Genomic DNA, 22,389 nt, shown 5'->3' on the forward strand with positions numbered 1-22,389 from the left:
GGGAACGGCCGGTTTTGGCCCGAAACCGCACATTTTCAGGCCACCCGGCGTGAAGGGTTTGCCTATTCGCACCTTCGGCCTATCTTTCCGACATGACCATCCATTTCCCGTTCCAGAACACCTATTCGGCGCTGCCGGCGAACTTTTTCGCCCGGGTCGCGCCGACCCCGGTGGCAAGCCCCCGGCTGATCAAGCTGAACCGGCCGCTGGCCGTCCAACTCGGGCTCGACCCGGATCTGCTGTCGACATCAGAGGGCGCCGAGATCCTCGCCGGAAAACGCGTCCCTGACGGCGCCGACCCGATCGCCATGGCCTATGCCGGTCACCAGTTCGGGCACTTTGTTCCACAATTGGGGGATGGCCGCGCCATCCTGCTCGGCGAGGTCATCGACAAGGATGGCGTCCGCCGCGACATTCAGCTCAAGGGATCTGGCCCGACCCCGTTCTCCCGCCGCGGCGATGGCCGCGCCGCGCTGGGTCCGGTGCTGCGCGAATACATCGTCAGCGAGGCGATGTTCGCGCTTGGCATTCCGACCACGCGATCGCTGGCCGCCGTGATCACCGGCGAGCCCATCATGCGCGAGACGGTGCTGCCTGGTGCGGTGCTGACACGTGTGGCCTCGAGCCACATCCGCGTCGGCACGTTCCAGTTCTTCGCCGCGCGCGGTGACACCGACGGCATCCGCGCGCTCGCCGACCACGCCATCGCCAGGCACTATCCGCATGTGAGGGACACCGAGCGTCCCTACCACGCCCTGCTCGCCGGCGTCGTGGCGCGGCAGGCCGAGTTGGTGGCACGCTGGCTCCTGGTCGGCTTCATCCACGGCGTGATGAACACCGACAACTCCTCGATCTCCGGCGAGACCATCGATTACGGCCCCTGCGCCTTCCTCGACGCCTACAACCCGGCGCAGGTATTTTCCTCGATCGACGAGATGGGCCGCTACGCCTATGCCAACCAGCCACGCATCGCGCTGTGGAATCTGACCCGGCTCGCCGAGTGCCTGCTGCCGTTGTTGTCAGACGACAAGGACCAGGCGATCGAACAGGCGCAGACGATCCTCGGCGAATTCCCGGAACAGTTCACTACGGCCTATCAGGCCGGTCTGCGCAGCAAGATCGGCCTGTTCACTGCGCGCGACGGTGACGAGGCCCTGATCCAGGACCTGCTCGACTCGATGGCGAAGAACGAGGCCGACTTCACGCTGACCTTCCGCCAGCTCGGCCATGCCGCGGGCGATGAGGCGAGCGTTGCCGACGTTCGTGCGCAGTTCACGGACCACGCGGCCTTCGACGAATGGGCCAAGCGCTGGCACGAGCGCATCTCGCTGGAGCCGCAGGCACCAGCCGAGCGCAAGGCCGCGATGCTCGCGGTCAACCCCGCCTTCATCCCGCGCAACCATCGCATCGAGGCGGTGATCCAGGCGGCCGTAAACAACGACGACTATGCGCCGTTCGAGGAGCTGCTGACAGTGCTGGCGAAGCCTTATCAGGATCAGCCCGAGTACGCGGCCTACGCCGAACCTCCGCTGCCGGAGCAGCGCGTCACGCAGACGTTCTGCGGGACGTAAAACATCGGACTGTAGGATGGGTGGAGCGCAGCGATACCCATCGACATGCATCGGACAGGCGGACAGGCGGTGATGGGTTTCGCTTCGCTCTACCCATCCTACGCACTGCGTCCATGGCCCCGTCGTGAGCATTAACTCACCTTCCACCATGCTCGGAGCCCGGCCGCGGTAACCATAAGGTTTAACACCCCGTCAACGAACCCCGAACAAGTCTAACGGTTTGGTAATGGGGGAGAATGACCCGTGGACGCGTTTGCATTTGAATTCCTGGGAATGGCGATGATTGCGCTGTGCCTCGTGGTGCTGGCGATGCCGGCAGCGCGCCGGCCGTCGAAGGTTCGCCACGAGTGAGCACGAAATCACCAGCGGGATTAACTTTCCCGCCTCTTGTCCAATTCGGGACGTCGTATCAGCCGCAGGTGTACTATCCCATCATGCCCGCATCTTCGTGTTCGAGGATGTGGCAATGGTACATGAAGGGGTGCTCGCGCGTGGCGGGCTGAGTGAACTTGACCAGCAACTTCGCCTTCCCCTCCACAAAGACGACATCTTTCCAACCCGCAAGATGCACGGGTGGCGGGGCACCATCCAAAGTAAGAATGCGGAACATGGCGCCGTGGACATGGAACGGATGCGGCATGCCGACAGAGACGATCTCCCATATCTCCGTCGTACCTAACTTGGTCTCGACATCGATCCGGTTCGGATCGTGCAAGCGTCCGTTGATCCCGATCAATGCTGGCAGGTTTGGACGCGTGGCGACCCGCTGAAGCCCTCAGCTTAACCGAATTGTTCTGGCTGGCCGCGTCGATCAGCAGCGGAATGGGCAGATGCCCGCCCGACGGTGTGATTTCGCCGAAGCTTGATCGTGAATCGACCAGAGCTGCCGCTGCGACTGTTCCCGCGCCGGCTGCGAATGAGCGACGTGTCAGCATGGCGCGCCTCGTGGGCAACGAATGATTGGCGGACATCCGATCCTGTTTCGGATCATTTGGCTTGCGCAGACGCTCTTTGCTCGATTACCGATATCGGAAGTCGATAGCGAAGGCCAACAGTGTCGTTCCATCGCCGCTTCAAGAAGTCGGGAGGCCTTTCCTATGATCGACCGCCGCGCTCTTCTGGCCTATGGCGCCATGCTTCCACTGCTCGGTTCGCCGTCGCGCGCCGTGCGGGCCGCTGAACCGGCCGCTCCGGAGAAGGCCGACTATACCTTGCGGATTGCGACGGGCCTGGCCGAACTCGCACCGGGGCACATCATCTCGACCACGCTCTACAATGGCCAGTTTCCCGGTCCCTTGCTGCGCTTCAAGGAAGGCCGGCGCACGGTGGTGGACGTCTACAACGACACGGATACAGCCGAGCTGGTACACTGGCATGGCCAGATGATTCCGAGCGATGTCGACGGCGCCGCTGAGGAAGGCTCCCCTTACATCCCGCCGCACAGCATGCGCCGGATCGCGTTCGAGCCCAAGCCCGCCGGATTCCGCTTCTATCACACACATGTCGTAGCCGGCGGCGACCTCAATCGCGGCACCTACACCGGCCAGGTCGGACCGGTCTATATTGAGCCCAAGAACGAGCCCGGAGCCTACGATCGGGAGGTGTTCCTGGTGCTCAAGGAATGCGAACCGTCCTTCAGCCGCGGCGGCGACATGGCAATGGATTTTCTGGCCGGCGAGCCGATCAAGGAGCTTGAGGAGATTGGAAAGAAGGCCGACGAAGAGGCCAAGGAAAAGACGAAGGGATACGAAGTCGGCTACGAGCTATTCTCGATCAACGGAAAGATGCTCGGACATGGCGAACCCATCCGCGTCACGCAGGGCGAGCGCATGCTGCTACACGTGCTGAACGGCAGCGCTGGCGAAATCCGCAGCCTGGCGTTGCCGGGACACACTTTCAAGGTCGTCGCCCTTGACGGAAATCCCGTGCCGACGCCCCGGAACGCGCCGGTACTATGGCTGGGTACGGCAGAGCGAATCTCGGCCATCATCGAGATGAACCATCCGGGAGTATGGGTCATGGGCGACCTGGCCGACGACGACCGCAATCGCGGTATGGGAATCGTCGTCGAATACGCCGGCGCCAAGGGCAAACCGCAATGGGCGAAGCCGAAGCCGTTCCGCTGGGACTACACGCAGTTCGGCAAGGCCGACACGATGCCTGTTAAGCCCGACGAGACGATGGAGTTCCTCATCGTCAAGCACAACGCCGCACTGAACGGCTTCAACCAGTGGACGCTCAACGGCGAGGCGTTCTCGATGGAGACGATGAAGCCGATGTACATGGTGCGTGATGGACGACGCTATCGCCTGAAATTCCGCAACGCCAGCGACGACATCCACCCGTTGCACTTGCACCGGCACAGCTTCGAACTGGTACGGGCCGGCGGCAAACCGACTGCCGGCGTCCTCAAGGACGTGGTGATGCTCGGTGGCTTTCAGGAGATCGAATTCGATTTCGTAGCCGACAATCCGGGTACGACGCTGTTCCACTGCCACCAGCAATTGCATATGGACTTCGGGTTCATGGCCCTGTTCGACTACGCGTGACGCATGAGTATCACCGACGACAAGACGACCGTCCCTGTTCGCAGCGGCTCGCCGCTGGAGGTTCTGCGCATCTTCCTCGGGCTCGGGCTGACCTGCTTCGGCGGCCCGATCGCCCACATCGGATATTTCCGTGACGAGTTCGTCGTGCGCCGCAAGTGGATCGATGAACACGCCTATGTCGACCTGGTCGGTCTGTGCCAGTTCCTGCCGGGCCCCGCCAGCAGCCAGGTCGGCTTCTCGATCGGGCTGATGCGGGCCGGCTACCTGGGCGCCCTTGCCGCCTGGACCGGCTTCACGCTGCCGTCGGCCGTGGCGCTCGTCCTGTTCGCCTATGGTGCCGGCGCCCTGAGCGGTCCGGTCGGGGCCGGCCTGCTGCGCGGACTGAAGCTGACCGCGGTCGCTATCGTGGCGCAGGCCGTCTGGGGCATGGCGCGGAACCTTTGCCCGGACCGCGCGCGTGCATCGATCGCGGTGATGTCGGCGCTGATCATTCTTTTCAGCACGGCATCGATCGCCCAGATCGGAGCGATCGTCCTTGGCGGCCTTGCCGGCCTGTGGCTTTGCCGTGGCGAGTCGCCAGCGCCGTCCGGACATGTCGAAATTCCGGTGTCGCGGACCGTCGGTCTGATAACCCTCGGGACGTTCTTCATCCTGCTGGCGGGGCTTCCCGCGTTGCGCGGCCTGACTGGATCCACGGGCGTCGCTCTGTTCGACGCCTTCTACCGCTCCGGCGCGCTCGTCTTCGGCGGAGGGCACGTCGTGCTGCCTCTCCTGCGCGAAGCTTTCGTTGCGCCGGGATGGCTGAGCGACGATGCCTTCCTGGCCGGCTATGGGGCCGCCCAGGCCGTGCCGGGCCCGCTTTTCACCTTCGCGGCCTACCTCGGCACGGTGGTCTCTGCAGAACCGCGCGGGCTGGCCGGCGCAGCGCTTGGCCTCGTCGGCATCTTCCTGCCCGGGATACTAGCCCTGCTCGGCGCCCTACCATTCTGGGACTCGTTCCGGAAGCGCGTCGGCGCTCAGGCCGTGATGCAAGGCGTCAACGCGGCAGTGGTCGGAGTATTGGGCGCAGCGCTATATGATCCGGTATGGACGACGACCGTGCATTCGCCACGGGATTTCGGCATTGCGCTGGTCGGGTTCGTTCTGTTGATCGTGTGGCGCGCCCCTCCACTCGTCGTCGTTGCTTTCAGCGCCGCCGCCGGCGTCGCAATGGCGCTGATCTGACCACCAGGCGCGCAAAAGGGGCCCCGATAAACCGCAATTTCGATTGTCTCGTTAAATCGATCTTCAACGATAATGCCGAGAGTTCCCGGTCTATCTGGAGATCGCAAGTGGACCAGAACCGGCCGGATTCTTCGCGAGTTCCCGTACTCGACCTGTTGCGCGTAGCCGCCGTAGCCAGCGTCATCCTGTATCATTACGGCTTCTGGGGCCCCGCGGCGCACGGGGGTCCGCAGGTCGCCATGTCCGTGTTCGCCCCGATCGCCCAATATGGCTTCCTGGGCGTGCCGGTGTTCTTCGCGATCAGCGGCTTCGTCATCGCCTACTCGGCCGAAGGCAGGACGCCAATCGGGTTTGCCATCGCGCGCTTCAGCCGCATCTATCCGACGTTCCTGATCTACATGACGCTCACCTTCGCCGTGACACTGCTCCTGGGAGGCGCGCATTTCGACGTGACATGGCGGCAATGGCTGGGGAACCTCGGCATCGCCGCGCCCATGTTCGGCGAGTTTTACATGGACGATGCCTATTGGTCGCTGGTCATCGAGGTGATGTTCTACGTCTGGGTCGCGGCGTTCCTCGCGCTCGGCATCTTTCCGCGGCGGATCGACGTGCTGATCGTGGCGTGGCTCGCCATCACCTTCACCAACGAGCTGACGCTCGATGCCCCGATCTTCGAGAAGGTGTTCATCGCCGACGACAGCGGCTTCTTCGCCGTCGGCCTCCTGATCTACGAGCACTATCGCGGACGCCGCGATGCGCGGCTCTACGGTCTGCTCGCACTGGCGATCGGAACGGCGGCGTTCCAGGCGGTCCACAAGCTGGAGCGGCTCGGCGTCCACACCCACGGCAGCTTCGATCCCCGAATCGTTGTCGCGATCTGCGTCGTCTCGCTCGGCATCGTGTTCCTGGCTACTCGCATCAAGTCCGTCCCACTGTCGGCAAGCCTCGTCATCGCTGCGGGCGGAATCACCTATCCGCTCTACCTTCTGCATATGCAACTCGGCTACGTGATCCTGCTCGCGATAGCGCCCGAACGACAGCACGCCGTTTGGACCGCGATCGTCGTGATCGGTGTGGTCTTGCTGGCATGGTTTGTCTGGCGCGTCCTCGAACGATCCGCGCATGAATTCACGAGGGTCAAGCTGACGATGTTCGCATCGCGGCTTGGATGGCCTTTGCGCGTTCGGCGCATCAGCGCGGCGGCGGGCATCGGTCCGGCCGCCAAGCCGTAACGCCGCACAGCACTGATTTGCCCGACGGCGCAAGCCCTCGCTGCAAAAATATTTCGTTTTATCAGAAATGAAAATTGGTGTATGAATCCGTTCGTCTCATCCGATTGAGGGGCGCTTCGCGGTCGTCACGAGTGTTGCGGTGAGATGCGGTGGACGCCGATGTCATGATTGACGATCGTGGCAGATAGCGGACGGCGAAGTCGTGCAGGCCTGACGCCCTAGTGGCAGGTGTCCTGTCAGCGAGGGACTAAAGTCCGTGCTGATGGCGGTGACAAGCAAGCCCAGTCTCACCGGGGAGAGCACGTATAAGCCGTAACCCATCGCGCAGGGAAAGCCGGGTTGTTCCGGTTACACCTGTGGTCCTACCCCGGTGCTTTTTGTTGCACCGGGCCCATGGGTGCAATCGGCACCCGGCTTTCCCTGCGCCCTCTACCAAGTGAGAGGGTGAAAAGACAGGAAACCTCGGACGCAATCGCGCCGCGAGAGCGCGAAGGCGTGCAAAAGGCCCAGTTCTGCCTCATATGCAGAGCCAAAATCCCAGCAGGACCCTTGACATAGCAGCCCTTTCGGCCGAACGCGTTGTTAAGCGTTATGGACAGTTCATGGATCTGATTACCACCAACTCCGACCTTGCGGCCGTCTGCGGCCGCCTCGCCCAACACAAGGTCATCACCGTCGACACCGAGTTTCTGCGGGAGACGACCTACTATCCGCTGCTCTGCGTCGTGCAGATGGCGAGCGCGGATGAAGCCGTCGTGGTCGACGCGCTGGCGCCGGGGATCGACCTCAAGCCGTTGTTCGAACTGATGTCGAACGAAGCGGTACTCAAGGTGTTCCACGCGGCACGGCAGGACATCGAGATCGTCTGGCATCTCTCGGGCACCATTCCGCATCCGATCTTCGACACTCAGGTCGCCGCCATGGTGCTCGGCTATGGCGACAGCATTGCCTATGACCAACTCGTCGACCGCGTCACCGGCCACCGACCGGACAAGACCCACCGCTTCACCGACTGGTCACGCCGGCCGCTGAGCCAGGAGCAGGTTCACTACGCCGTCTCCGACGTCACCCATCTGCGCGACGTCTTTGCCGCGCTCGACGCCGACCTGAAGAAGCGCGACCGCAGCGACTGGGTCAGCGAGGAGATGGAGGTCCTGACCTCGCCGAACACCTACGACTTCCATCCCGAGCGAGCCTGGGAGCGGCTCAAGACCCGTGTGCGCAAGCCGCGGGAGCTCGCGGTGCTGATCGAGGTCGCGGCCTGGCGCGAACAGGAAGCGCAGAGCCGCGACGTGCCGCGCTCGCGCGTGCTGAAGGACGATGCGGTCGGCGATATCGCAACCCATGCGCCGACCTCGCTGGAGAAGCTCGCCAATCTGCGCTCGCTGCCGAAAGGCTTTGACCGCTCGAAATGGGGCAGCGACATCGTCGCCGCCGTGCAGCGCGGCCTGGCGCGCGATCAGGCCACGCTGCCGAAGCTGGAAAAGCCGCGCAACAATTCCAATGGTGCCGCGACCGTCGAGCTGTTGAAGGTGCTGTTGCGCATGACTTCGGAGCGGCACGCGGTGGCGAGCAAGGTGATTGCCACCGTCGACGATCTCGAGCAGATCGCCGCCGACGATCACGCCGATGTCGGCGCCCTGCACGGCTGGCGGCGCGAACTGTTCGGTGAAGCGGCGCTGAAGCTGAAGCGCGGCGAAGTCGCGCTCGCGATCGACAAGGGCCGCGTGGTGCGGGTCGATCGGGCGTAGCTCACCACTTCACCTCAAACCCGACGGTTCCCTGATGCGACTGCATCGCGGCGCGGAACTTGGCGTCGTAATTGACATAGATGCGCGCCGTCGAGGTCAGGCTGAGCGACGCCGCGGCGCCGGCGTCGGCGCCGTACTGGCTCTCGCCGATGCCTTGCAGCGTGAGGCTCTGGGTGCCGAGCGTGACCGTCGTATCGCTGAAGTTCTGCACGAGATTGTCGACGAATTTGCCGTAGGCGGAGAGATCGAGAATCTTCTGGTCGAAGATCCAGTAGTGCCCGACCTCGGCGCCGAGCAGCAGGCGCATCCGGTCGACGGTGGATGCGGTGGCCGACACCGGATCGAGGCCACCCGTCTCCTGGTACGATCCGGTCCGCGCGTGGACGTATTCCAGCGCGCCCTTCGGGATCAGCCGGCTCTGGTCCTTGTCGATGTAATAGCTGAGCTCGCTGATCACGCCATCGAGCTGCGCGTGGTAGCCCGCGATCGCAAGGCCGAAGCCGGTGTCGCGGCTGGAGTTGATCTTGCCGAAGCCGTGCACGAGCGCGACCGCCCAGGTCCACGGCCCCTTGTCGAGCGAGGCGTTGAAGCCGAACTGGGTGAGATCGAGCGTTGCCGACTGCAGCGCCAGCGGCACGTCGATGTCGGTGTGGCTCTGGTCGATCGAGAAGCCGATGTTGACGCCGGGCGCGACGCGCGCCCCGATCCCGGCGACGCCGCCCCAGGTCTTCCTGGTGTCGCCGACATAGCTGCCGACGGCGCCGTCGGTCATCGAGAGGCCGTAGCCTTCGGCCCAGCTGCGATAGACCGGGCCGTCCGTGCTCTCCGACGCTCCGCCGCCGCCGGGATTATTGCGCGACGTCCGGTTGAGGCTGTTGGTCGCCTGGTTGATCTGGCGCTCCAGGAAGTTGCTGCCGAGATTGGTGGCGGTTGACCCGGCCGAGACATTGGCGTTGATCATCGTAGGCGTCGGGCTCGGACTCGGGGTCGGCGTCGGCGTCGGCGTCGGCGGTATAGGTGTGGCTGTCGGTGTTGGCGTGGGGGTTGGAGTTAGTGTCGGCGTTGGCGTGGGTGTCAGAGTGGGGGTCGGGGTCGGTGTTTGCGCCTGCGCCGACACCGCCGCCGCGACGGCAAACAGCACGGCGAGTGCCATCACCCGCGCCAGCGCCCCGACGGCGCCGGTCATTCCTGCTCGCGAACGGCGCGGTGAGCGGCCCATGCCTTCAATGTCCAGGGAGCCGCGCAAAACTTAAGGGAATGTGGAAATCCGGTTCGGCCCTGCCCGATTTGTTCCCAGTTGACGCCAAGCGTCAATCCGCCGGGCCATCGGCCGACGGCCGAACGCGCCGCGTTGTTGTTGATCTGCCACAGGTTGTGGCGGCACGACATCGATCCGCAGGAATCAGCCGGAGGCTTGCTAACGCGCGATTTTCGTGTTGCAATCCCTTCACAATCGGAATGCGGCCGTTCGACTGTGCGTTTCGCGACGTTGATATCCAAGGCTTCGAGAGAAGAGATTTCGAACTTGAAGACTTTGGGCTTGAAGGCTCGGGACTTGAAGACTCGGGAATTGAACAGACACCGGGAAGCCCGTTTGTGGCGTGGCACGTGCAAAACGTGGCCGCGTCTTTTTTGTATCTAAACTGGGAGAGAGGCGATGCCGAAGGGTACCGTCAAGTGGTTCAACCCGACCAAAGGTTACGGGTTCATCAAGCCGGCCGTCGGAGACAAGGATGTGTTCGTTCACATCTCTGCCGTCGAGCGCGCCGGGCTCTCGACGCTCAACGAAAACCAGACCGTCGAGTACGACCTGGTCGAGAACCGCGGCAAGGCATCGGCGGAAAACCTCAAGGTGCACTAAACGCCGGCGCTGTCCGCGCTGTCAGTGCTGACATCTCCCCCGGTCGCATCACCTCCGGGGGATTTCCTTCGCGCGCCGGTGCCCTAGCTCGCCGCCGGCGCCACCAGCGTGCCGTCGGATGCAGCGCTTCCCAGCGTCCTGCAGAGATCGCCTTGCAGCCTCAGCCTGCCGCTTGCCAGCAGCCGCAGCGCCTCGGGGTAGATGCGATGCTCGATTCCGATGACGCGCGCAGCGAGCGTCTCGGGCGTGTCGTCATCGGCCACGGTGACGGCGCCCTGCATCACGATCGGCCCGGCGTCGGTCTCCGGGATGACGAAATGCACCGTCGCGCCGGAAAGCTTCACGCCGGCGCGCAGCGCCTGGCCATGCGGATCGAGGCCGGGAAAGCATGGCAGCAGCGACGGATGAATATTGAGCATCCGGCCGTACCAGGCTCGCGCGAACTCTGCGGTGAACAGCCGCATGAAGCCGCCGAGACAGATCAGTTCGACCTGCTTCTCGTCGAGCACCTGCTTCAGCACCGCCTCGAAGCCGGCGCGATCCTTGCCGAACGGCTTGCTCTCGATCACGGCGGTCGGAACGCCGCTGGCAGCCGCCCGCTCCAGCCCCGCAGCGCTAGCGCGATTGGAGATCACGACCGCGATCTCGGCCGGAAAACCCGGCGCCTTGGCGGCCTCGATCAGCGCCGCCATGTTGGAGCCGCGGCCGGAAATCAGGATGGCGACACGGCGTTTCATCGCGAGAGATCGAGGTGACCGTTATAGACCACGCGATGTTCGCCCAAATGATCGCCCTGGGCCTCGATCACCTCGCCGAGCATTGCCACGGTCTCGCCGCCGGCGGTGAAAACCTCCGCCACCTGGTCGACCGCGTCGGCCTTGACGATTGCGATCATGCCGATACCGCAGTTGAAGGTGCGCAACAGTTCGAGCTCGGCGATGCCGCCCTGCGCAGCCAGCCATTTGAACACCGGCAGCACCGGCAACCGTGCGAGATCGATGCCGACGCCGAGGTGCTTCGGCAGCACGCGCGGGATGTTGTCGGTAAAGCCGCCGCCGGTGATATGGGCGAGCCCCTTGACCGCGCCGGTCTCGCGGACCGCGCGCAGGCAGGATTTCACATAGAGCCGCGTCGGCGTCAGCAGTGCCGCGCCAAGCGTCATCACGGGCGAGAACGGGGCCGGTGCGTCGTAGCCAAGACCGGATTGCTCGACGATCTTGCGCACCAGCGAATAGCCGTTGGAATGCACACCCGAGGATGCGAGACCAATCACCGCGTCGCCCGCCGCGATATCGGCGCTCGGCAGCAAGGTACCGCGCTCGGCGGCGCCGACGGCAAAACCGCCGAGGTCGTAATCGCCATCCTTGTAGAGGCCCGGCATCTCCGCGGTCTCGCCGCCGATCAGCGCGCACCCGGATTCGCGGCAGCCCTCGGCAATGCCGGCGACGATCGAGGCCGTAGCCTCGGGGTCAAGCTTGCCGCAGGCGAAATAGTCGAGGAAGAACAGCGGTTCGGCGCCCTGCACGACGAGGTCATTGACCGACATCGCCACCAGGTCGATGCCGATGCCGCCATGGATGCCGGTTTCAATCGCGATCTTGAGCTTGGTGCCGACACCATCGGTCGCGGCCACCAGAACCGGATCCTTGAAGCCCGCCGCCTTGAGGTCGAACAGGCCGCCGAAGCCGCCGATCTCCGCATCTGCGCCGGGGCGTGCGGTCGCCCGCACCATCGGCTTGATCAGATCGACCAGACGATTGCCGGCATCGATATCGACGCCCGAATCCGCGTAAGTGAGCCCGTTGTTGCGCTCGGTCATGCCCAATTCCAGATGATCAGGGGCTGGTTACGAGGAATTCCGCCCCCGCGCAATGGCTCGCGGCGCCCTCGCCGCGATACTATGTAGATAACACCCGGCCACTGCTACCAAGAGCCGGATATCGAGTAAAATCAGGCTCCTAGCCGGGAAGCGACCAAGTTGAGTATTCCGAACATCATCACCCTCGGCCGCATCATTTTGGTGCCGGTGATCGTCTGGGCCATCGTCTCCAGCCAGATGGAGATCGCGTTTGCGATCTTCGTGATCGCCGGCGTCAGCGACGCGGTCGACGGCTTCCTGGCCAAGCGCTTCAACATGACGAGCGAGCTTGGCGCCCTGCTCGATCCCCTCGCCGACAAGGCGTTGCTGGTTTCAATCTATGTCGCGCTCGGGATCTGGGGCGCGGTGCCGCGCTGGATCGTGATCCTCGTGGTGTCGCGCGATATCATGATCGTTTCCGCCGTGATTGTGTCATGGTTGTTCGACAAGCCGGTTGAAATGAAGCCGCTGATGGTGTCGAAGCTGAATACGGTGGCGCAGGTCGCATTCGCGGCGCTGGTGCTGGCCTCGCTCGGGTTCGGCTTCCGGCCACATCCCTATGACCTGATCCTGATGGGATTCGTCACGGTCTTTACGTTGGTTTCCGTGTCCCTCTACCTCGTGGAATGGGTGCGGCACATGGGCACGATCGAAGCGCGATAGAGCATGATCCGGAAAAGTGGAAGCCGGTTTTCCCTCGCGACAAACGCAAAGCGTTTGCGCGGAGATCATGCTCAAACAACGAAATGAGATCATGATGCGATTTCTCGTAATCGCATCATGATCGATGGTTTGGAGACTTGTGTGGCAGGTAGCGTTCAACCTCGTCAATTGGCCTTGGCGTTGCCGCACGAGGAGAGACTGACCCGCGACGATTTCCTCGATGGCCCGGCCAACGAAGCGGCGCTGACGCTGATCGACCGCTGGCCCGACTGGCCGAACCGCATCATGCTGCTGGTCGGACCGGAAGGTTCCGGCAAGAGCCATCTCGCCGCGATCTGGGCCGATTTGGCCGGCGCGCGCGCGACCTCGGCGCATGCACTGACCCCGGATGCGGTGCCCGGCGCGCTCGCAACCGGCGCGCTGGTGGTCGAAGACCTGCGGCCATCGGATTTCGACGAGCGCGCGATGTTTCATCTGATGAATCTCGCGCGCCAGGACGATGCCTTCGTCCTGATCACGGCGCGCATCCCGCCGTCCGCCTTCGAGATCGACCTGCGCGACCTTCGCTCGCGGCTGCGCGCGGTCCCGACGGTGACGCTGCTGGCGCCCGACGACCTGGTGTTCCGCGGCCTGATCCTGAAATTCTGCGCCGACCGTCAGATGACGGTGGACGAGTCTGTCGTGACCTACCTGACCAACCGAATCGAGCGCTCCTACGCTGCCGTCCGGCAGGCGGTCGAACTGCTGGATACCGAGGCGTTGCGGCTGGGCCGGCCGGTGACGCGGGTGCTGGCGGCTGAACTGCTGCGCGATGCCTGAAGCGGTCTCCGCACGGCTTGACGACGGAAGCTTACGGAACGTCAATGTCATCGAAACGTCATCGCAATATCACATGGTTTGTGCGCCCTTCCGCTAGACCGCCCGGGCTCCCCGATTCGGATTGGATCAACACTTGATGGACTCGTCGCAAGTAACTGAAATAAAAGACAAAGAGACGGACGTCCCGGCCGTCTCCGCGATCGCGTCCAGCCCCGAGCGGTTCATCAATCGAGAGCTCTCCTGGCTCCATTTCAATCGCCGGGTGCTCGAGGAATCCGTCAATTCCGGCCACCCCGTGATGGAGCGCGTCCGCTTCCTGTCGATATCGGCCAATAATCTTGATGAGTTCTTCATGGTCCGCGTCGCCGGCATCAAGGCGCAGGTCCGCGAGGGGATACCGGAGCGCAGCCCGGACGGGCTCACTCCGTCGGAACAGCTCGTCATGATCAACAAGAACGTGTCAGAACTCGCCTCGGACCAGCAGGCGATCTGGAGCGACTTGCGCACGATCCTGTCCGGGGCCGGCATTCAGCTCATCGACGGGCGCGACGTCACCAAGTCCGAGCGGACCTGGATCGAGGATCACTTCCTACACAACATCTTCCCGCTGCTGACGCCGCTGGCGATCGATCCGGCCCACCCGTTCCCGTTCATTCCGAATCTCGGTTTCACCGTGGCGCTGCATCTGGCGCGGGTCTCCGACGGCAAGCCGATGAACGCGCTGATCCGCATGCCCGGCAAGATCGACCGCTTCATCCGTATCCCTACCGCGAAGGAAGGCGGCGCGGTGCGGCTGATCACGCTGGAACAGGCGACCGGCCTGTTCATCGGCCGGCTGTTCCCCGGCTACACCGTCAAGGGCCAGGGCGCGTTTCGGATCATCAGAGATTCCGAACTCGAAATCGAGGAAGAGGCCGAAGACCTCGTCCGCCTGTTCGAGACCGCGCTCAAACGGCGCCGCCGCGGATCGGTGATCCGCCTCGAAATCGAGGCCAAGATGCCGGAAGAGCTGCGCAGCTTCGTGCAGCGCGCGCTGTCGGCGGCGGACGACGAGGTTTTCCTGGTCGACGGCGTGCTGGCGATGAACGAGCTGTCGCAGCTCACCCGTCTCGATCGCCCGGACCTTGAATTCCCGTCCTATGTGCCGCGCCACCCCGAGCGCGTGCGCGACCATGGCGGCGACATCTTCGCTGCCATCCGGCAGAAGGATCTCGTGGTCCATCACCCCTATGAATCCTTCGACGTCGTCGTCCAGTTCCTGCAGCAGGCGGCGCGCGACCCCGATGTCGTCGCGATCAAGCAGACGCTTTATCGCACCTCGAACAACTCGCCGATCGTGCGCGCGCTGGCGGATGCCGCCGAAGCCGGCAAATCGGTGACCGCGCTGATCGAGCTCAAGGCGCGCTTCGACGAGGAGGCGAATATCCGCTGGGCCCGCGACCTCGAGCGCGCCGGCGTGCAGGTCGTCTACGGCTTCATCGAGCTGAAGACGCACGCCAAGCTTTCGATGGTGGTGCGCCGCGAGGGCGGCAATCTCACCACCTATGTCCACACCGGCACCGGCAACTACCATCCGGTCACCGCGCGCATCTACACCGACGTCTCCTATTTCACCTCGGACCCGATCATCGGCCGCGACGCCGCGCGGGTGTTCAACTACATCACCGGCTATGCCGAGCCGAGCGACATCGAGAAGATGGCGGTGTCGCCGCTGACGTTGCGCAAGCGGATCATCGAACATATCCATGGCGAGATCGCACATGTTAGCCATGGTCGGCCGGGCACGATCTGGATGAAGATGAACGCGCTGGTCGACCCCGACATCATCGACGCGCTGTACGAAGCCTCACAGGCCGGCGTCTCGATTGATCTCGTGGTGCGCGGCATCTGCTGCCTGCGGCCCGGCCTGCCCGGACTATCGGAGAACATCCGCGTCAAATCGATCATCGGCCGCTTCCTGGAGCACGGCCGAATCTACTGCTTCGGCATGGGACAAGGCCTGCCGAGCGCAAAAGCTGCTGTGTATATCTCGTCGGCCGACATGATGCCGCGGAACCTCGACCGCCGTGTCGAAGTTCTCTGCCCGCTGCAAAATCCCACGGTGCATCAGCAGGTTCTCGAACAGATCATGGTCGCCAACCTGAAGGACACCGAGCAGAGCTGGCAATTGTTGCCGGATGGATCGTCAACGCGTATGAAGGCCGCGAAAGGCGAAGAGCCTTTCAACCTGCACAACTACTTCATGACAAATCCGAGTCTGTCCGGCCGTGGCAAATCTCTCAAGGAATCCTCGCCGCGCCGGCTCACGCGTCGCAACGAACGCCAGCAGCCGTCGTCGTCATAAGGGAACTTCACGGTGAAGCGACCGCGGAAGCGCGCTGCGAGCGTCGCTGTCATCGATATCGGCTCAAACTCGGTCCGTCTCGTCGTGTACGAGGCGATGGCGCGCAATCTCGTCACCATCTTCAACGAGAAGGCGCTGTGCGGGCTCGGCCGCGAAGTGCAGACCACCGGCCTGCTCGCGACCGATGCCGTCAACAAGGCGCTCACCGCACTCCGCCGCTTTCGTGCGCTGTGCAAGATCCAGCAAGTCGGCCGCGTCTACGCGATCGCGACCGCGGCCTGCCGTGATGCCAAGAACGGTGCCGATTTCATCGCCCAGGCCGAACGCATCTGCGGCACAAAAATCGAGATTCTCTCCGGACCACGTGAAGCAAAACTCTCGGCGCTCGGTGTCGTCTCCGGCGTGCACAACCCGAACGGCATCGTCGGCGATCTCGGCGGCGGCTCGCTCGAATTGATCGATGTGAGAGGCAATCGCGTGCGCAGCGGCGTAACGTTGCCGCTCGGCAGCCTTGCGCTGCAGGACCTCTCGCACAAATCGCTCAAACGGGCCGAACGTATCGTCAAGAACGAGTTGCTCGGCGTCGCCCAGCTCAAGGCCGGCCGCGGCCGCACTTTCTATGCGGTCGGCGGCACCTGGCGCGCGCTGGCGCGTATCCACATCATCCAGAGCGGCTATCCGCTGAAGGTGATGCACGGCTATTCGATTCCGGCGGCCGACGCGCTCGACTTCGCGCAGCGGCTGCGCCGGCTCGCAGCCACCAACCTGCTCGCCAATATCGAGGCGGTCGCCGACGCGCGGCGACCGCTGCTCAGCTATGCCGCGCTGGTGCTCGAATACATCATTCGTGTCGCGCAGCCGAAGACCATCGTGTTCTCGACCTTCGGCGTGCGCGAAGGCTTGCTGTACGAGATGCTGCCGCAAACCGAGCGTGCCAAGGACGGCCTGGTCTGCGCCGCGCAGAACCTCAACGAATTGCTGTCGCGCTCGGCCCGCCACGCCCAGGAATTGAGCGCCTGGACCGACCGGCTGGTCCGCGTCGTGAAACTGCGCGAGACCGCGGACGATCGCCGGCTGCGCCACGTCGCCTGCCTGTTGTCCGATATCGGCTGGCGGGTGCATCCCGATCATCGCGGCGAGGAAACCCTCAGCCTGATCATGAACGGCAATTTCGGTTCGATCACGCACCAGGGCCGCGCCTTCGTCGCGCTCTCGGTGTTCTATCGATACGCCGGCCTGAGCGAGGGGAACGAGCCGCCGCTGCAGATCCGCGCGCTGGTGACACCGGCGATGGACGAGCGCGCCCGCGTGCTCGGCGCCGCGTTCCGCGTCGCACACCTGATCTCGGCGGCGCGCACCGGCGTGCTGTCGGCAACCCATTTCCGGACCGAGGGCCGCAAGCTGATGCTGGTGTTCGAGCACCGGATGGTCGATTTGGTCGCCGACCGCGTCGGCAGCCGGTTCAAGCAATTGGCGCGGCTGGTCGGGCGATCCGGCTCGATCGTGCGCCGCTAACCAGTTACGCCGCCTTGGCGGCGCGCTTGGCTTTGCGCAACGCGAGGCGGCGCCAGATCGATCCCGCGATCAGCACCACGATGATGCCAAGCGCAGCAAGCAGCATTTCGCCGCCGTTGCCGCCATGGCCGAATTGCGGCGTCATGCCGACCGCCGCCAGCCAGGAATCGAGCTTGGCGCCGAGCGGGCTCGCGAACAGCGCCTCGAGCTTCGGATGCACGACCGGATCGGTCGCGATGACGTCACCTGCGATCCAGCCGAGCAGCGCGGCACCGGCCCAGACCAGGATCGGCAATTTGTTGAGCAGCGTCATGATCAGCGCGGCGCCGGCAACGATCAGCGGAACACTGATCGCTAGTCCCAACACGAGGAGCGGCACGCTGCCATTGGCGGCGGCCGCCACCGCGATCACGTTGTCGAGGCTCATCACGATGTCGGCGACGACGACGATCTGCACCGCCGCCCACAGATGCGAGGCCGCATCCACGCTGTCCTCGTCCTCCTGCTCCGGCACCAGCAGCTTGGCGGCGATCACGATCAGCGCCAGTCCGCCGACGAGCTTCAGGTAAGGCAGCTCCATCAGGCTGGCGACGATGCCGGTGAAGATGACACGCAGCAGCACTGCAGCCGCCGCGCCGAAGATCATGCCCCAGAGGCGTTGGCGCGGGGCCAAACCGCGGCAGGCGAGCGCGATCACGAGCGCGTTGTCGCCCGACAGGAGGACGTTGATCCAGATGATCTTGCCGACGGCGACCCAGAAGGTCGGCGTCGCCATCTCGTTCTTGAAGTCGGTGAAGAATGCGCCGATGTGCGCGGGATCAAAGATCTGCCACAACCAGTCCACAGCGAATCCTATTGGGCCTTGCGGCCACCCCTGGCGGCGATCGCCCGCCGCTCCCGTCATCTATCTGGGCACGGTCTCTTCGGAAGACCAGTACCCACCTTCCGGATCGTGCGTCAGCCGACGATTTCGTTGCCGGAGAAGAACTGCGCGATCTCGAGCGCGGCCGTCTCCGCGGCGTCCGAACCGTGCACCGAGTTCTCGCCGATCGACTTCGCGTAGAGCTTGCGGATGGTGCCTTCGGCCGCCTTCGACGGATCGGTCGCACCCATCACGTCGCGATATTTGAGGATCGCGCCCTCACCTTCCAGCACCTGGACCACGACCGGGCCCGAGGTCATGAAGTCGACCAGTTCGCCGAAGAACGGACGCGCCTTGTGGACCGCATAGAAGGCCTCGGCCTGACCGCGGGTCATGCTGATGCGCTTCTGCGCGACGATCCGCAGTCCAGCCTTCTCGATCACCGCGTTGACGGCACCGGTCAGGTTGCGCTCGGTGGCATCGGGCTTGATAATCGAAAAGGTGCGTTCAATCGCCATGATTTCGTCCTTGCAAAGGCTGGTTGGGAGTTGCCGGGGCTTATATCGGCGCGGTGCGGTGACGGCAAGCGACCCTGTGACGCGTGAGCCGTTAGTTTTGATGCCTTCTCGTGACGAAATCCGGCGCGGCAGCGCCGATTGCCGGCTCCCGCCAAATTACGACGATTTCACGAAGGTGAACCCATTCTGTCAGCGCCATGCCACTGGCGTTCAGCTCCGGCCGCCTAGGCTCTCCATCGATCGGACGCCTTGCCGGCCCTTCCGCAAGCCGCACATGACGTCCCGGGAAACGATGTCACCGCGGGCGCTTCGATGCGCGCCCAAACCTCGAGGAGACGATCATGTTACGCAAACTCTCGCTTGCTGCAGTTGCCGCCGTTTCGCTGGGTGCGGCCGCGCTGGCCCCGACCTCCGCCTCTGCCTGGGGTGGATGGCACGGCGGCTGGCATGGTGGCTGGCACGGTGGTTGGGGCGGCCCGCGCGTCGTCATCGGTGGTCCTGCCTATTACGGCGGCTACGGTTATGGCTATGGCGGCGGCTGCTATGTGCGGCGCGTGGTTCCGACCCCTTGGGGTCCCCGCTGGCGGCTCGTTAACCGCTGCTACTGATTTGACGACCCTCCCCTGACTTCAACAGCCCCGGCCATCGTGCCGGGGCTTTTTTTGCATCCGCCGGAACCTGTCCCCGTAGGCCGGCTACCTCAGCGCGAACGCATAACGGGCTCCTGAGCGGAAACTAAATTCGGGGTCGCGACTTGATATGTCACAAATTCAATCGAACCGCGCGAGGGGGGAACTCGCCAAGAGACATGTCATGACGCCCAGCCAAACCAACAGCGATTACGACCAGATCGATCGCAAGACCTCTCGCCAAATCTGCGACGCCGTTGGCGAACGGCTGCAACAGAACATGCGCCCGGAGCCCTCACTCTCGCCTCGTCTGCAGCAGCTCGTGGACGAATTGCGTCGGCGCGAGAACGATCGCCGCTAGATCCTTCGTTCGGGGCCGATATTCGGCTCAAGACGCGTTTTCCGAGAAGCGCCAGATTTCTCCGCGAGGCGCCAGATTTTGCAAGCAGATGGGTTGCGTTTGGCGGCGGGTCCGGTGACAACGCTGCATGCTCACCATCACCGGCATCTCGATCCGGATCGCCGGACGGCTGTTGATCGATCACAGTTCCGTGCAGATCATACCCGGCGCACGCGTCGGATTTGTCGGCCGCAACGGGGTCGGCAAGTCGACGCTGTTTCATGCCATCCGCGGCGACCTCCCGACCGAGAACGGCAGCATCACGATCCCGCCGCGCTGGCGGATCGGCAGCCTCGCGCAGGAAGCACCTGATGGCCCCGAGAGCCTGATCGCCGTCGTGCTGAAGGCCGATCTCGAACGCGATGCTCTGCTGCACGAGGCCGAGACGGCGCAGGATCCGCATCGGATCGCCGAGATTCAGACCCGGCTGATCGACATCGACGCGCACTCGGCACCGGCCCGTGCCGCCGCGATCCTCTCAGGCCTCGGATTCTCGACAACCGACCAGGCGCGGCCTTGCGCCGAATTTTCCGGCGGCTGGCGTATGCGCGTCGCACTCGCCGCCACGCTGTTCTCGGCGCCCGATCTGCTGCTGCTGGACGAGCCGACTAACTATCTCGATCTCGAAGGCACGCTGTGGCTGGAGAATCACCTCGCCAACTATCCGCGCACGGTGATCGTCATCAGCCACGACCGCGACCTGCTGGACACGTCGGTCGATCAGATCCTGCACCTCGATCGCGGCAAACTGACGCTTTACAAAGGCACCTATTCCTCGTTCGAGGAGCAGCGCGCCTCACGCGAAATGCTCGATGCCAAGCATGCCAAGCGGCAAGCCGATGAGCGCAAGCGCCTGCAGGCCTTTGTCGACCGCTTCAAGGCCAAGGCCTCGAAGGCACGGCAGGCACAGTCTCGCGTGAAGATGCTGGAGCGGATGAAGCCGGTCACCGCGCTGGTGACGCAGGACGTCCGCGAGATTTCATTCCCGACACCCGAGAAACTGCTGTCGCCACCGATCATCGCGGTCGATGACGTCGCGGTCGGCTACGAGGCAAGCAAGCCCGTGCTCAATCGCGTGACGCTGCGCATCGATACCGACGACCGCATCGCACTGCTCGGCGCCAACGGCAATGGCAAGTCGACGCTGGTCAAGCTGCTGGCGGGCAAGCTGGCGCCGTTCTCAGGCACGATCACGCGCGCGGACAAGCTGTCGGTCGGCTACTTCGCCCAGCATCAGGTCGATGAGCTCAATCTCGACGCCTCGCCCTATGACCATATCCGCAAGCTGATGCCCGATGCGCCCGAGACCAAGGTTCGCGGCCGGGTCGGCGCGATCGGCTTTTCCGGAAAGGCCGGAGATACGCTGGTGCAGAGCCTCTCGGGAGGTGAAAAGGCGCGGCTGCTGCTCGGGCTTGCGACTTTCTTCGGCCCGAACATGATCATCCTCGACGAGCCGACCAACCATCTCGACATCGACAGCCGCGCCGCGCTGGCCGAGGCCATCAACGAATTTCCCGGCGCCATCATCATGGTCTCGCACGACCGCTATCTGATCGAGGCCTGCGCCGACCGGCTGTGGATCGTCGCCAACCAGACCGTGATGGCGTATGACGGCGATCTCGACGAATACCGAAAGATGGTGCTGTCAGCCAGCGGTAGCCGGCCGGCGTCACGCGAGCGCGTCAAGGAGACCCCCCGGTCCGAGCGCAGCAGGAGCGAAAGGCGCGCTCCGCCCAAACAACGGATCGCGCAGGCGGAGGCCGAGATCGAGCGCATCAACGGCATCATCGCCAAGATCGACACCGCGCTGGCGCTCCCCGATATCTTCACGCGCGATCCAAAGCAGGCGGCGCAACTTACCAAGGCACGCTCCGGCGCCGAAAGCGCATTGCAGCGCGCCGAGGAAGAGTGGCTGGAGGCGAGCGCCGAATATGACGAAGCGGCGAATTAGAACGCAGTGAAGTGTCTCGTTTCGGTCGGAAGGGAGCGATTCCGGTTTTCGGGACCGCGCCTTACCCTTGCGAGGCTGTTGCGGGTTTTTTCTTCTTCTTCGGCTTTGCGACCTTCGGCTCCGGCTCAGGATCCGCGCCGCGCTCAATCGACGACAGCCGTCCACCCGTGAAGGTATAGATGCCGGCACGCGAGCCACGCGACCAGGTGACGACCGCGACGCGTCGACCGCCTGAACCGTTGGAAAGATTCACGCTGTCAGGCGCACCGATGCCGCGCACGACGTCACATTCGGTGTGGCCGAGCGCGACCGTACCGCCCGTAGGCAGGGGTTGCGGCGCTCCGGCGGCGCCTCCCGCAAGTGCGTTCGCATCGGCGGCACCGGGTGGCGGTCCCATGCCCGGACATCCCCCGTCCGCGCTCACGAGATCGTCGTTGGTCACCGGCTTATCAGGTGTCAAAGGTGGCGCTTCGATCGAGATATTGCGGATGAAAACCCGACCGGGATGCGAAAACCAATCCGCATCGCGCGAGAACACGTCGGACGCGCTCGAGCAGCCGGCAAGGCCGGGCGCAAGCACGAGCAGCGCCAGCAGCGACTTTCGACTGAATGTTCCGTCCCGCACGATCGACAAGGCTCCTA

At 64.0% G+C, this 22,389-nt stretch carries 19 protein-coding genes and 1 pseudogene; 13 read left to right on the forward strand and 7 right to left on the reverse strand.

The features are described 5' to 3' along the window. Positions 1–92 precede the first annotated feature (92 nt). Positions 93–1,571 carry a protein adenylyltransferase SelO gene (locus ACP2YO_RS26795; protein WP_426434169.1) on the forward strand — a complete coding sequence of 493 codons (1,479 nt, stop codon included), beginning with the start codon at positions 93–95 and terminating at the stop codon, positions 1,569–1,571. Positions 1,572–1,995: 424 nt separating this feature from the next. On the opposite strand, the pseudogene ACP2YO_RS26800 reads toward ACP2YO_RS26795, so the two are convergent. Next, positions 1,996–2,280, reverse strand: a pseudogene (locus tag ACP2YO_RS26800) (multicopper oxidase domain-containing protein); the annotation flags it as partial. Between the two features lie 388 nt (positions 2,281–2,668). Between ACP2YO_RS26800 and ACP2YO_RS26805 the strand changes: the two are divergent. From ACP2YO_RS26805 to rnd, 4 genes are all read left to right on the forward strand, one after another. Then, the gene (locus ACP2YO_RS26805) at positions 2,669–4,120 is read left to right on the forward strand and encodes a multicopper oxidase family protein (RefSeq protein WP_426434170.1); all 1,452 of its coding nucleotides are present in this window, start codon (positions 2,669–2,671) and stop codon (positions 4,118–4,120) included. Between the two features lie 3 nt (positions 4,121–4,123). Then, positions 4,124–5,344, forward strand: a complete 1,221-nt coding sequence (gene chrA / locus ACP2YO_RS26810) for a chromate efflux transporter (protein ID WP_426434171.1) — start codon at positions 4,124–4,126, stop codon at positions 5,342–5,344. A gap of 107 nt (positions 5,345–5,451) precedes the next feature. Further along, positions 5,452–6,576 carry an acyltransferase family protein gene (locus tag ACP2YO_RS26815; protein ID WP_426434172.1) on the forward strand — a complete coding sequence of 375 codons (1,125 nt, stop codon included), beginning with the start codon at positions 5,452–5,454 and terminating at the stop codon, positions 6,574–6,576. A gap of 602 nt (positions 6,577–7,178) precedes the next feature. Further along, positions 7,179–8,327: a ribonuclease D gene (gene rnd / locus ACP2YO_RS26820; protein WP_426434173.1), complete on the forward strand. Its 1,149-nt coding sequence runs from the start codon at positions 7,179–7,181 to the stop codon at positions 8,325–8,327. Position 8,328: 1 nt separating this feature from the next. Here rnd and ACP2YO_RS26825 read toward each other — a convergent pair whose 3' ends face one another. Then, complete coding sequence (locus tag ACP2YO_RS26825; protein WP_426434174.1) at positions 8,329–9,513, reverse strand: autotransporter outer membrane beta-barrel domain-containing protein; 1,185 nt, start codon at positions 9,511–9,513, stop codon at positions 8,329–8,331. Positions 9,514–9,984: 471 nt separating this feature from the next. Between ACP2YO_RS26825 and ACP2YO_RS26830 the strand changes: the two genes are divergently transcribed. After that, complete coding sequence (locus ACP2YO_RS26830; protein ID WP_024581497.1) at positions 9,985–10,188, forward strand: cold-shock protein; 204 nt, start codon at positions 9,985–9,987, stop codon at positions 10,186–10,188. Positions 10,189–10,271: 83 nt separating this feature from the next. Here ACP2YO_RS26830 and purN read toward each other — a convergent pair whose 3' ends face one another. Next, positions 10,272–10,925 (reverse strand): phosphoribosylglycinamide formyltransferase, encoded by a 654-nt coding sequence (purN, locus tag ACP2YO_RS26835; RefSeq protein WP_426434175.1) that lies wholly within the window; start codon positions 10,923–10,925, stop codon positions 10,272–10,274. Continuing rightward, a complete protein-coding gene (gene purM, locus ACP2YO_RS26840) occupies positions 10,922–12,007 on the reverse strand; it encodes a phosphoribosylformylglycinamidine cyclo-ligase (RefSeq protein WP_426434176.1) in 1,086 nt (361 codons plus the stop codon). The genes purN and purM overlap by 4 nt, the downstream gene beginning before the upstream one ends. A gap of 159 nt (positions 12,008–12,166) precedes the next feature. On the opposite strand from purM, the gene ACP2YO_RS26845 reads away from it, so the two are divergent. The 4 genes from ACP2YO_RS26845 (at position 12,167) to ppx (ending at position 17,387) form a co-directional block, all read left to right on the forward strand. Next, the gene (locus ACP2YO_RS26845) at positions 12,167–12,709 is read left to right on the forward strand and encodes a CDP-alcohol phosphatidyltransferase family protein (RefSeq protein WP_426434177.1); all 543 of its coding nucleotides are present in this window, start codon (positions 12,167–12,169) and stop codon (positions 12,707–12,709) included. Positions 12,710–12,850: 141 nt separating this feature from the next. Beyond that, entirely contained in the window at positions 12,851–13,528 is a 678-nt protein-coding gene (locus tag ACP2YO_RS26850; RefSeq protein ID WP_426434178.1) for a chromosomal replication initiator DnaA, read from the forward strand. A gap of 136 nt (positions 13,529–13,664) precedes the next feature. After that, positions 13,665–15,872 carry an RNA degradosome polyphosphate kinase gene (locus ACP2YO_RS26855; RefSeq protein ID WP_426434179.1) on the forward strand — a complete coding sequence of 736 codons (2,208 nt, stop codon included), beginning with the start codon at positions 13,665–13,667 and terminating at the stop codon, positions 15,870–15,872. A 12-nt stretch (positions 15,873–15,884) separates the two neighbouring features. After that, a complete protein-coding gene (gene ppx / locus ACP2YO_RS26860) occupies positions 15,885–17,387 on the forward strand; it encodes an exopolyphosphatase (protein ID WP_426434180.1) in 1,503 nt (500 codons plus the stop codon). 4 nt (positions 17,388–17,391) lie between these two features. Here the strand turns inward: ppx and ACP2YO_RS26865 are convergent, their stop codons facing one another. Both ACP2YO_RS26865 and ndk read right to left on the reverse strand, forming a co-directional pair. After that, on the reverse strand, positions 17,392–18,231 hold the full coding sequence (locus tag ACP2YO_RS26865; RefSeq protein WP_426434181.1) for a TerC family protein: 840 nt from the start codon (positions 18,229–18,231) through the stop codon (positions 17,392–17,394). Positions 18,232–18,344: 113 nt separating this feature from the next. Continuing rightward, a complete protein-coding gene (gene ndk, locus ACP2YO_RS26870) occupies positions 18,345–18,767 on the reverse strand; it encodes a nucleoside-diphosphate kinase (protein WP_426434182.1) in 423 nt (140 codons plus the stop codon). A 341-nt stretch (positions 18,768–19,108) separates the two neighbouring features. Between ndk and ACP2YO_RS26875 the strand changes: the two genes are divergently transcribed. The 3 genes from ACP2YO_RS26875 (at position 19,109) to ACP2YO_RS26885 (ending at position 21,747) form a co-directional block, all read left to right on the forward strand. After that, on the forward strand, positions 19,109–19,375 hold the full coding sequence (locus ACP2YO_RS26875; protein ID WP_426434183.1) for a sulfur globule protein precursor: 267 nt from the start codon (positions 19,109–19,111) through the stop codon (positions 19,373–19,375). A 205-nt stretch (positions 19,376–19,580) separates the two neighbouring features. Further along, entirely contained in the window at positions 19,581–19,757 is a 177-nt protein-coding gene (locus ACP2YO_RS26880) for a hypothetical protein (RefSeq protein WP_426434184.1), read from the forward strand. Between the two features lie 127 nt (positions 19,758–19,884). Beyond that, positions 19,885–21,747 (forward strand): ABC-F family ATP-binding cassette domain-containing protein, encoded by a 1,863-nt coding sequence (locus tag ACP2YO_RS26885; RefSeq protein WP_426434185.1) that lies wholly within the window; start codon positions 19,885–19,887, stop codon positions 21,745–21,747. A gap of 61 nt (positions 21,748–21,808) precedes the next feature. Here ACP2YO_RS26885 and ACP2YO_RS26890 read toward each other — a convergent pair whose 3' ends face one another. Next, a complete protein-coding gene (locus ACP2YO_RS26890; RefSeq protein ID WP_426434186.1) occupies positions 21,809–22,381 on the reverse strand; it encodes a hypothetical protein in 573 nt (190 codons plus the stop codon). Positions 22,382–22,389 lie beyond the last annotated feature (8 nt).

Source organism: Bradyrhizobium genosp. P (genome assembly GCF_049949265.1).
Taxonomy (GTDB): domain Bacteria; phylum Pseudomonadota; class Alphaproteobacteria; order Rhizobiales; family Xanthobacteraceae; genus Bradyrhizobium.

Excerpts from the sequence above, each read along its gene's own strand:
- ACP2YO_RS26795 (WP_426434169.1), top strand. The coding sequence starts at position 93 with ATGACCATCCATTTCCCGTTCCAGAACACCTATTCGGCGCTGCCGGCG.
- ACP2YO_RS26805 (WP_426434170.1), top strand. The coding sequence starts at position 2,669 with ATGATCGACCGCCGCGCTCTTCTGGCCTATGGCGCCATGCTTCCACTG.
- chrA (WP_426434171.1), top strand. The coding sequence starts at position 4,124 with ATGAGTATCACCGACGACAAGACGACCGTCCCTGTTCGCAGCGGCTCG.
- rnd (WP_426434173.1), top strand. The coding sequence starts at position 7,179 with ATGGATCTGATTACCACCAACTCCGACCTTGCGGCCGTCTGCGGCCGC.
- ACP2YO_RS26825 (WP_426434174.1), bottom strand. The coding sequence starts at position 9,513 with ATGACCGGCGCCGTCGGGGCGCTGGCGCGGGTGATGGCACTCGCCGTG.
- ACP2YO_RS26830 (WP_024581497.1), top strand. The coding sequence starts at position 9,985 with ATGCCGAAGGGTACCGTCAAGTGGTTCAACCCGACCAAAGGTTACGGG.
- purN (WP_426434175.1), bottom strand. The coding sequence starts at position 10,925 with ATGAAACGCCGTGTCGCCATCCTGATTTCCGGCCGCGGCTCCAACATG.
- purM (WP_426434176.1), bottom strand. The coding sequence starts at position 12,007 with ATGACCGAGCGCAACAACGGGCTCACTTACGCGGATTCGGGCGTCGAT.
- ACP2YO_RS26855 (WP_426434179.1), top strand. The coding sequence starts at position 13,665 with ATGGACTCGTCGCAAGTAACTGAAATAAAAGACAAAGAGACGGACGTC.
- ndk (WP_426434182.1), bottom strand. The coding sequence starts at position 18,767 with ATGGCGATTGAACGCACCTTTTCGATTATCAAGCCCGATGCCACCGAG.
- ACP2YO_RS26875 (WP_426434183.1), top strand. The coding sequence starts at position 19,109 with ATGTTACGCAAACTCTCGCTTGCTGCAGTTGCCGCCGTTTCGCTGGGT.
- ACP2YO_RS26880 (WP_426434184.1), top strand. The coding sequence starts at position 19,581 with ATGACGCCCAGCCAAACCAACAGCGATTACGACCAGATCGATCGCAAG.
- ACP2YO_RS26885 (WP_426434185.1), top strand. The coding sequence starts at position 19,885 with ATGCTCACCATCACCGGCATCTCGATCCGGATCGCCGGACGGCTGTTG.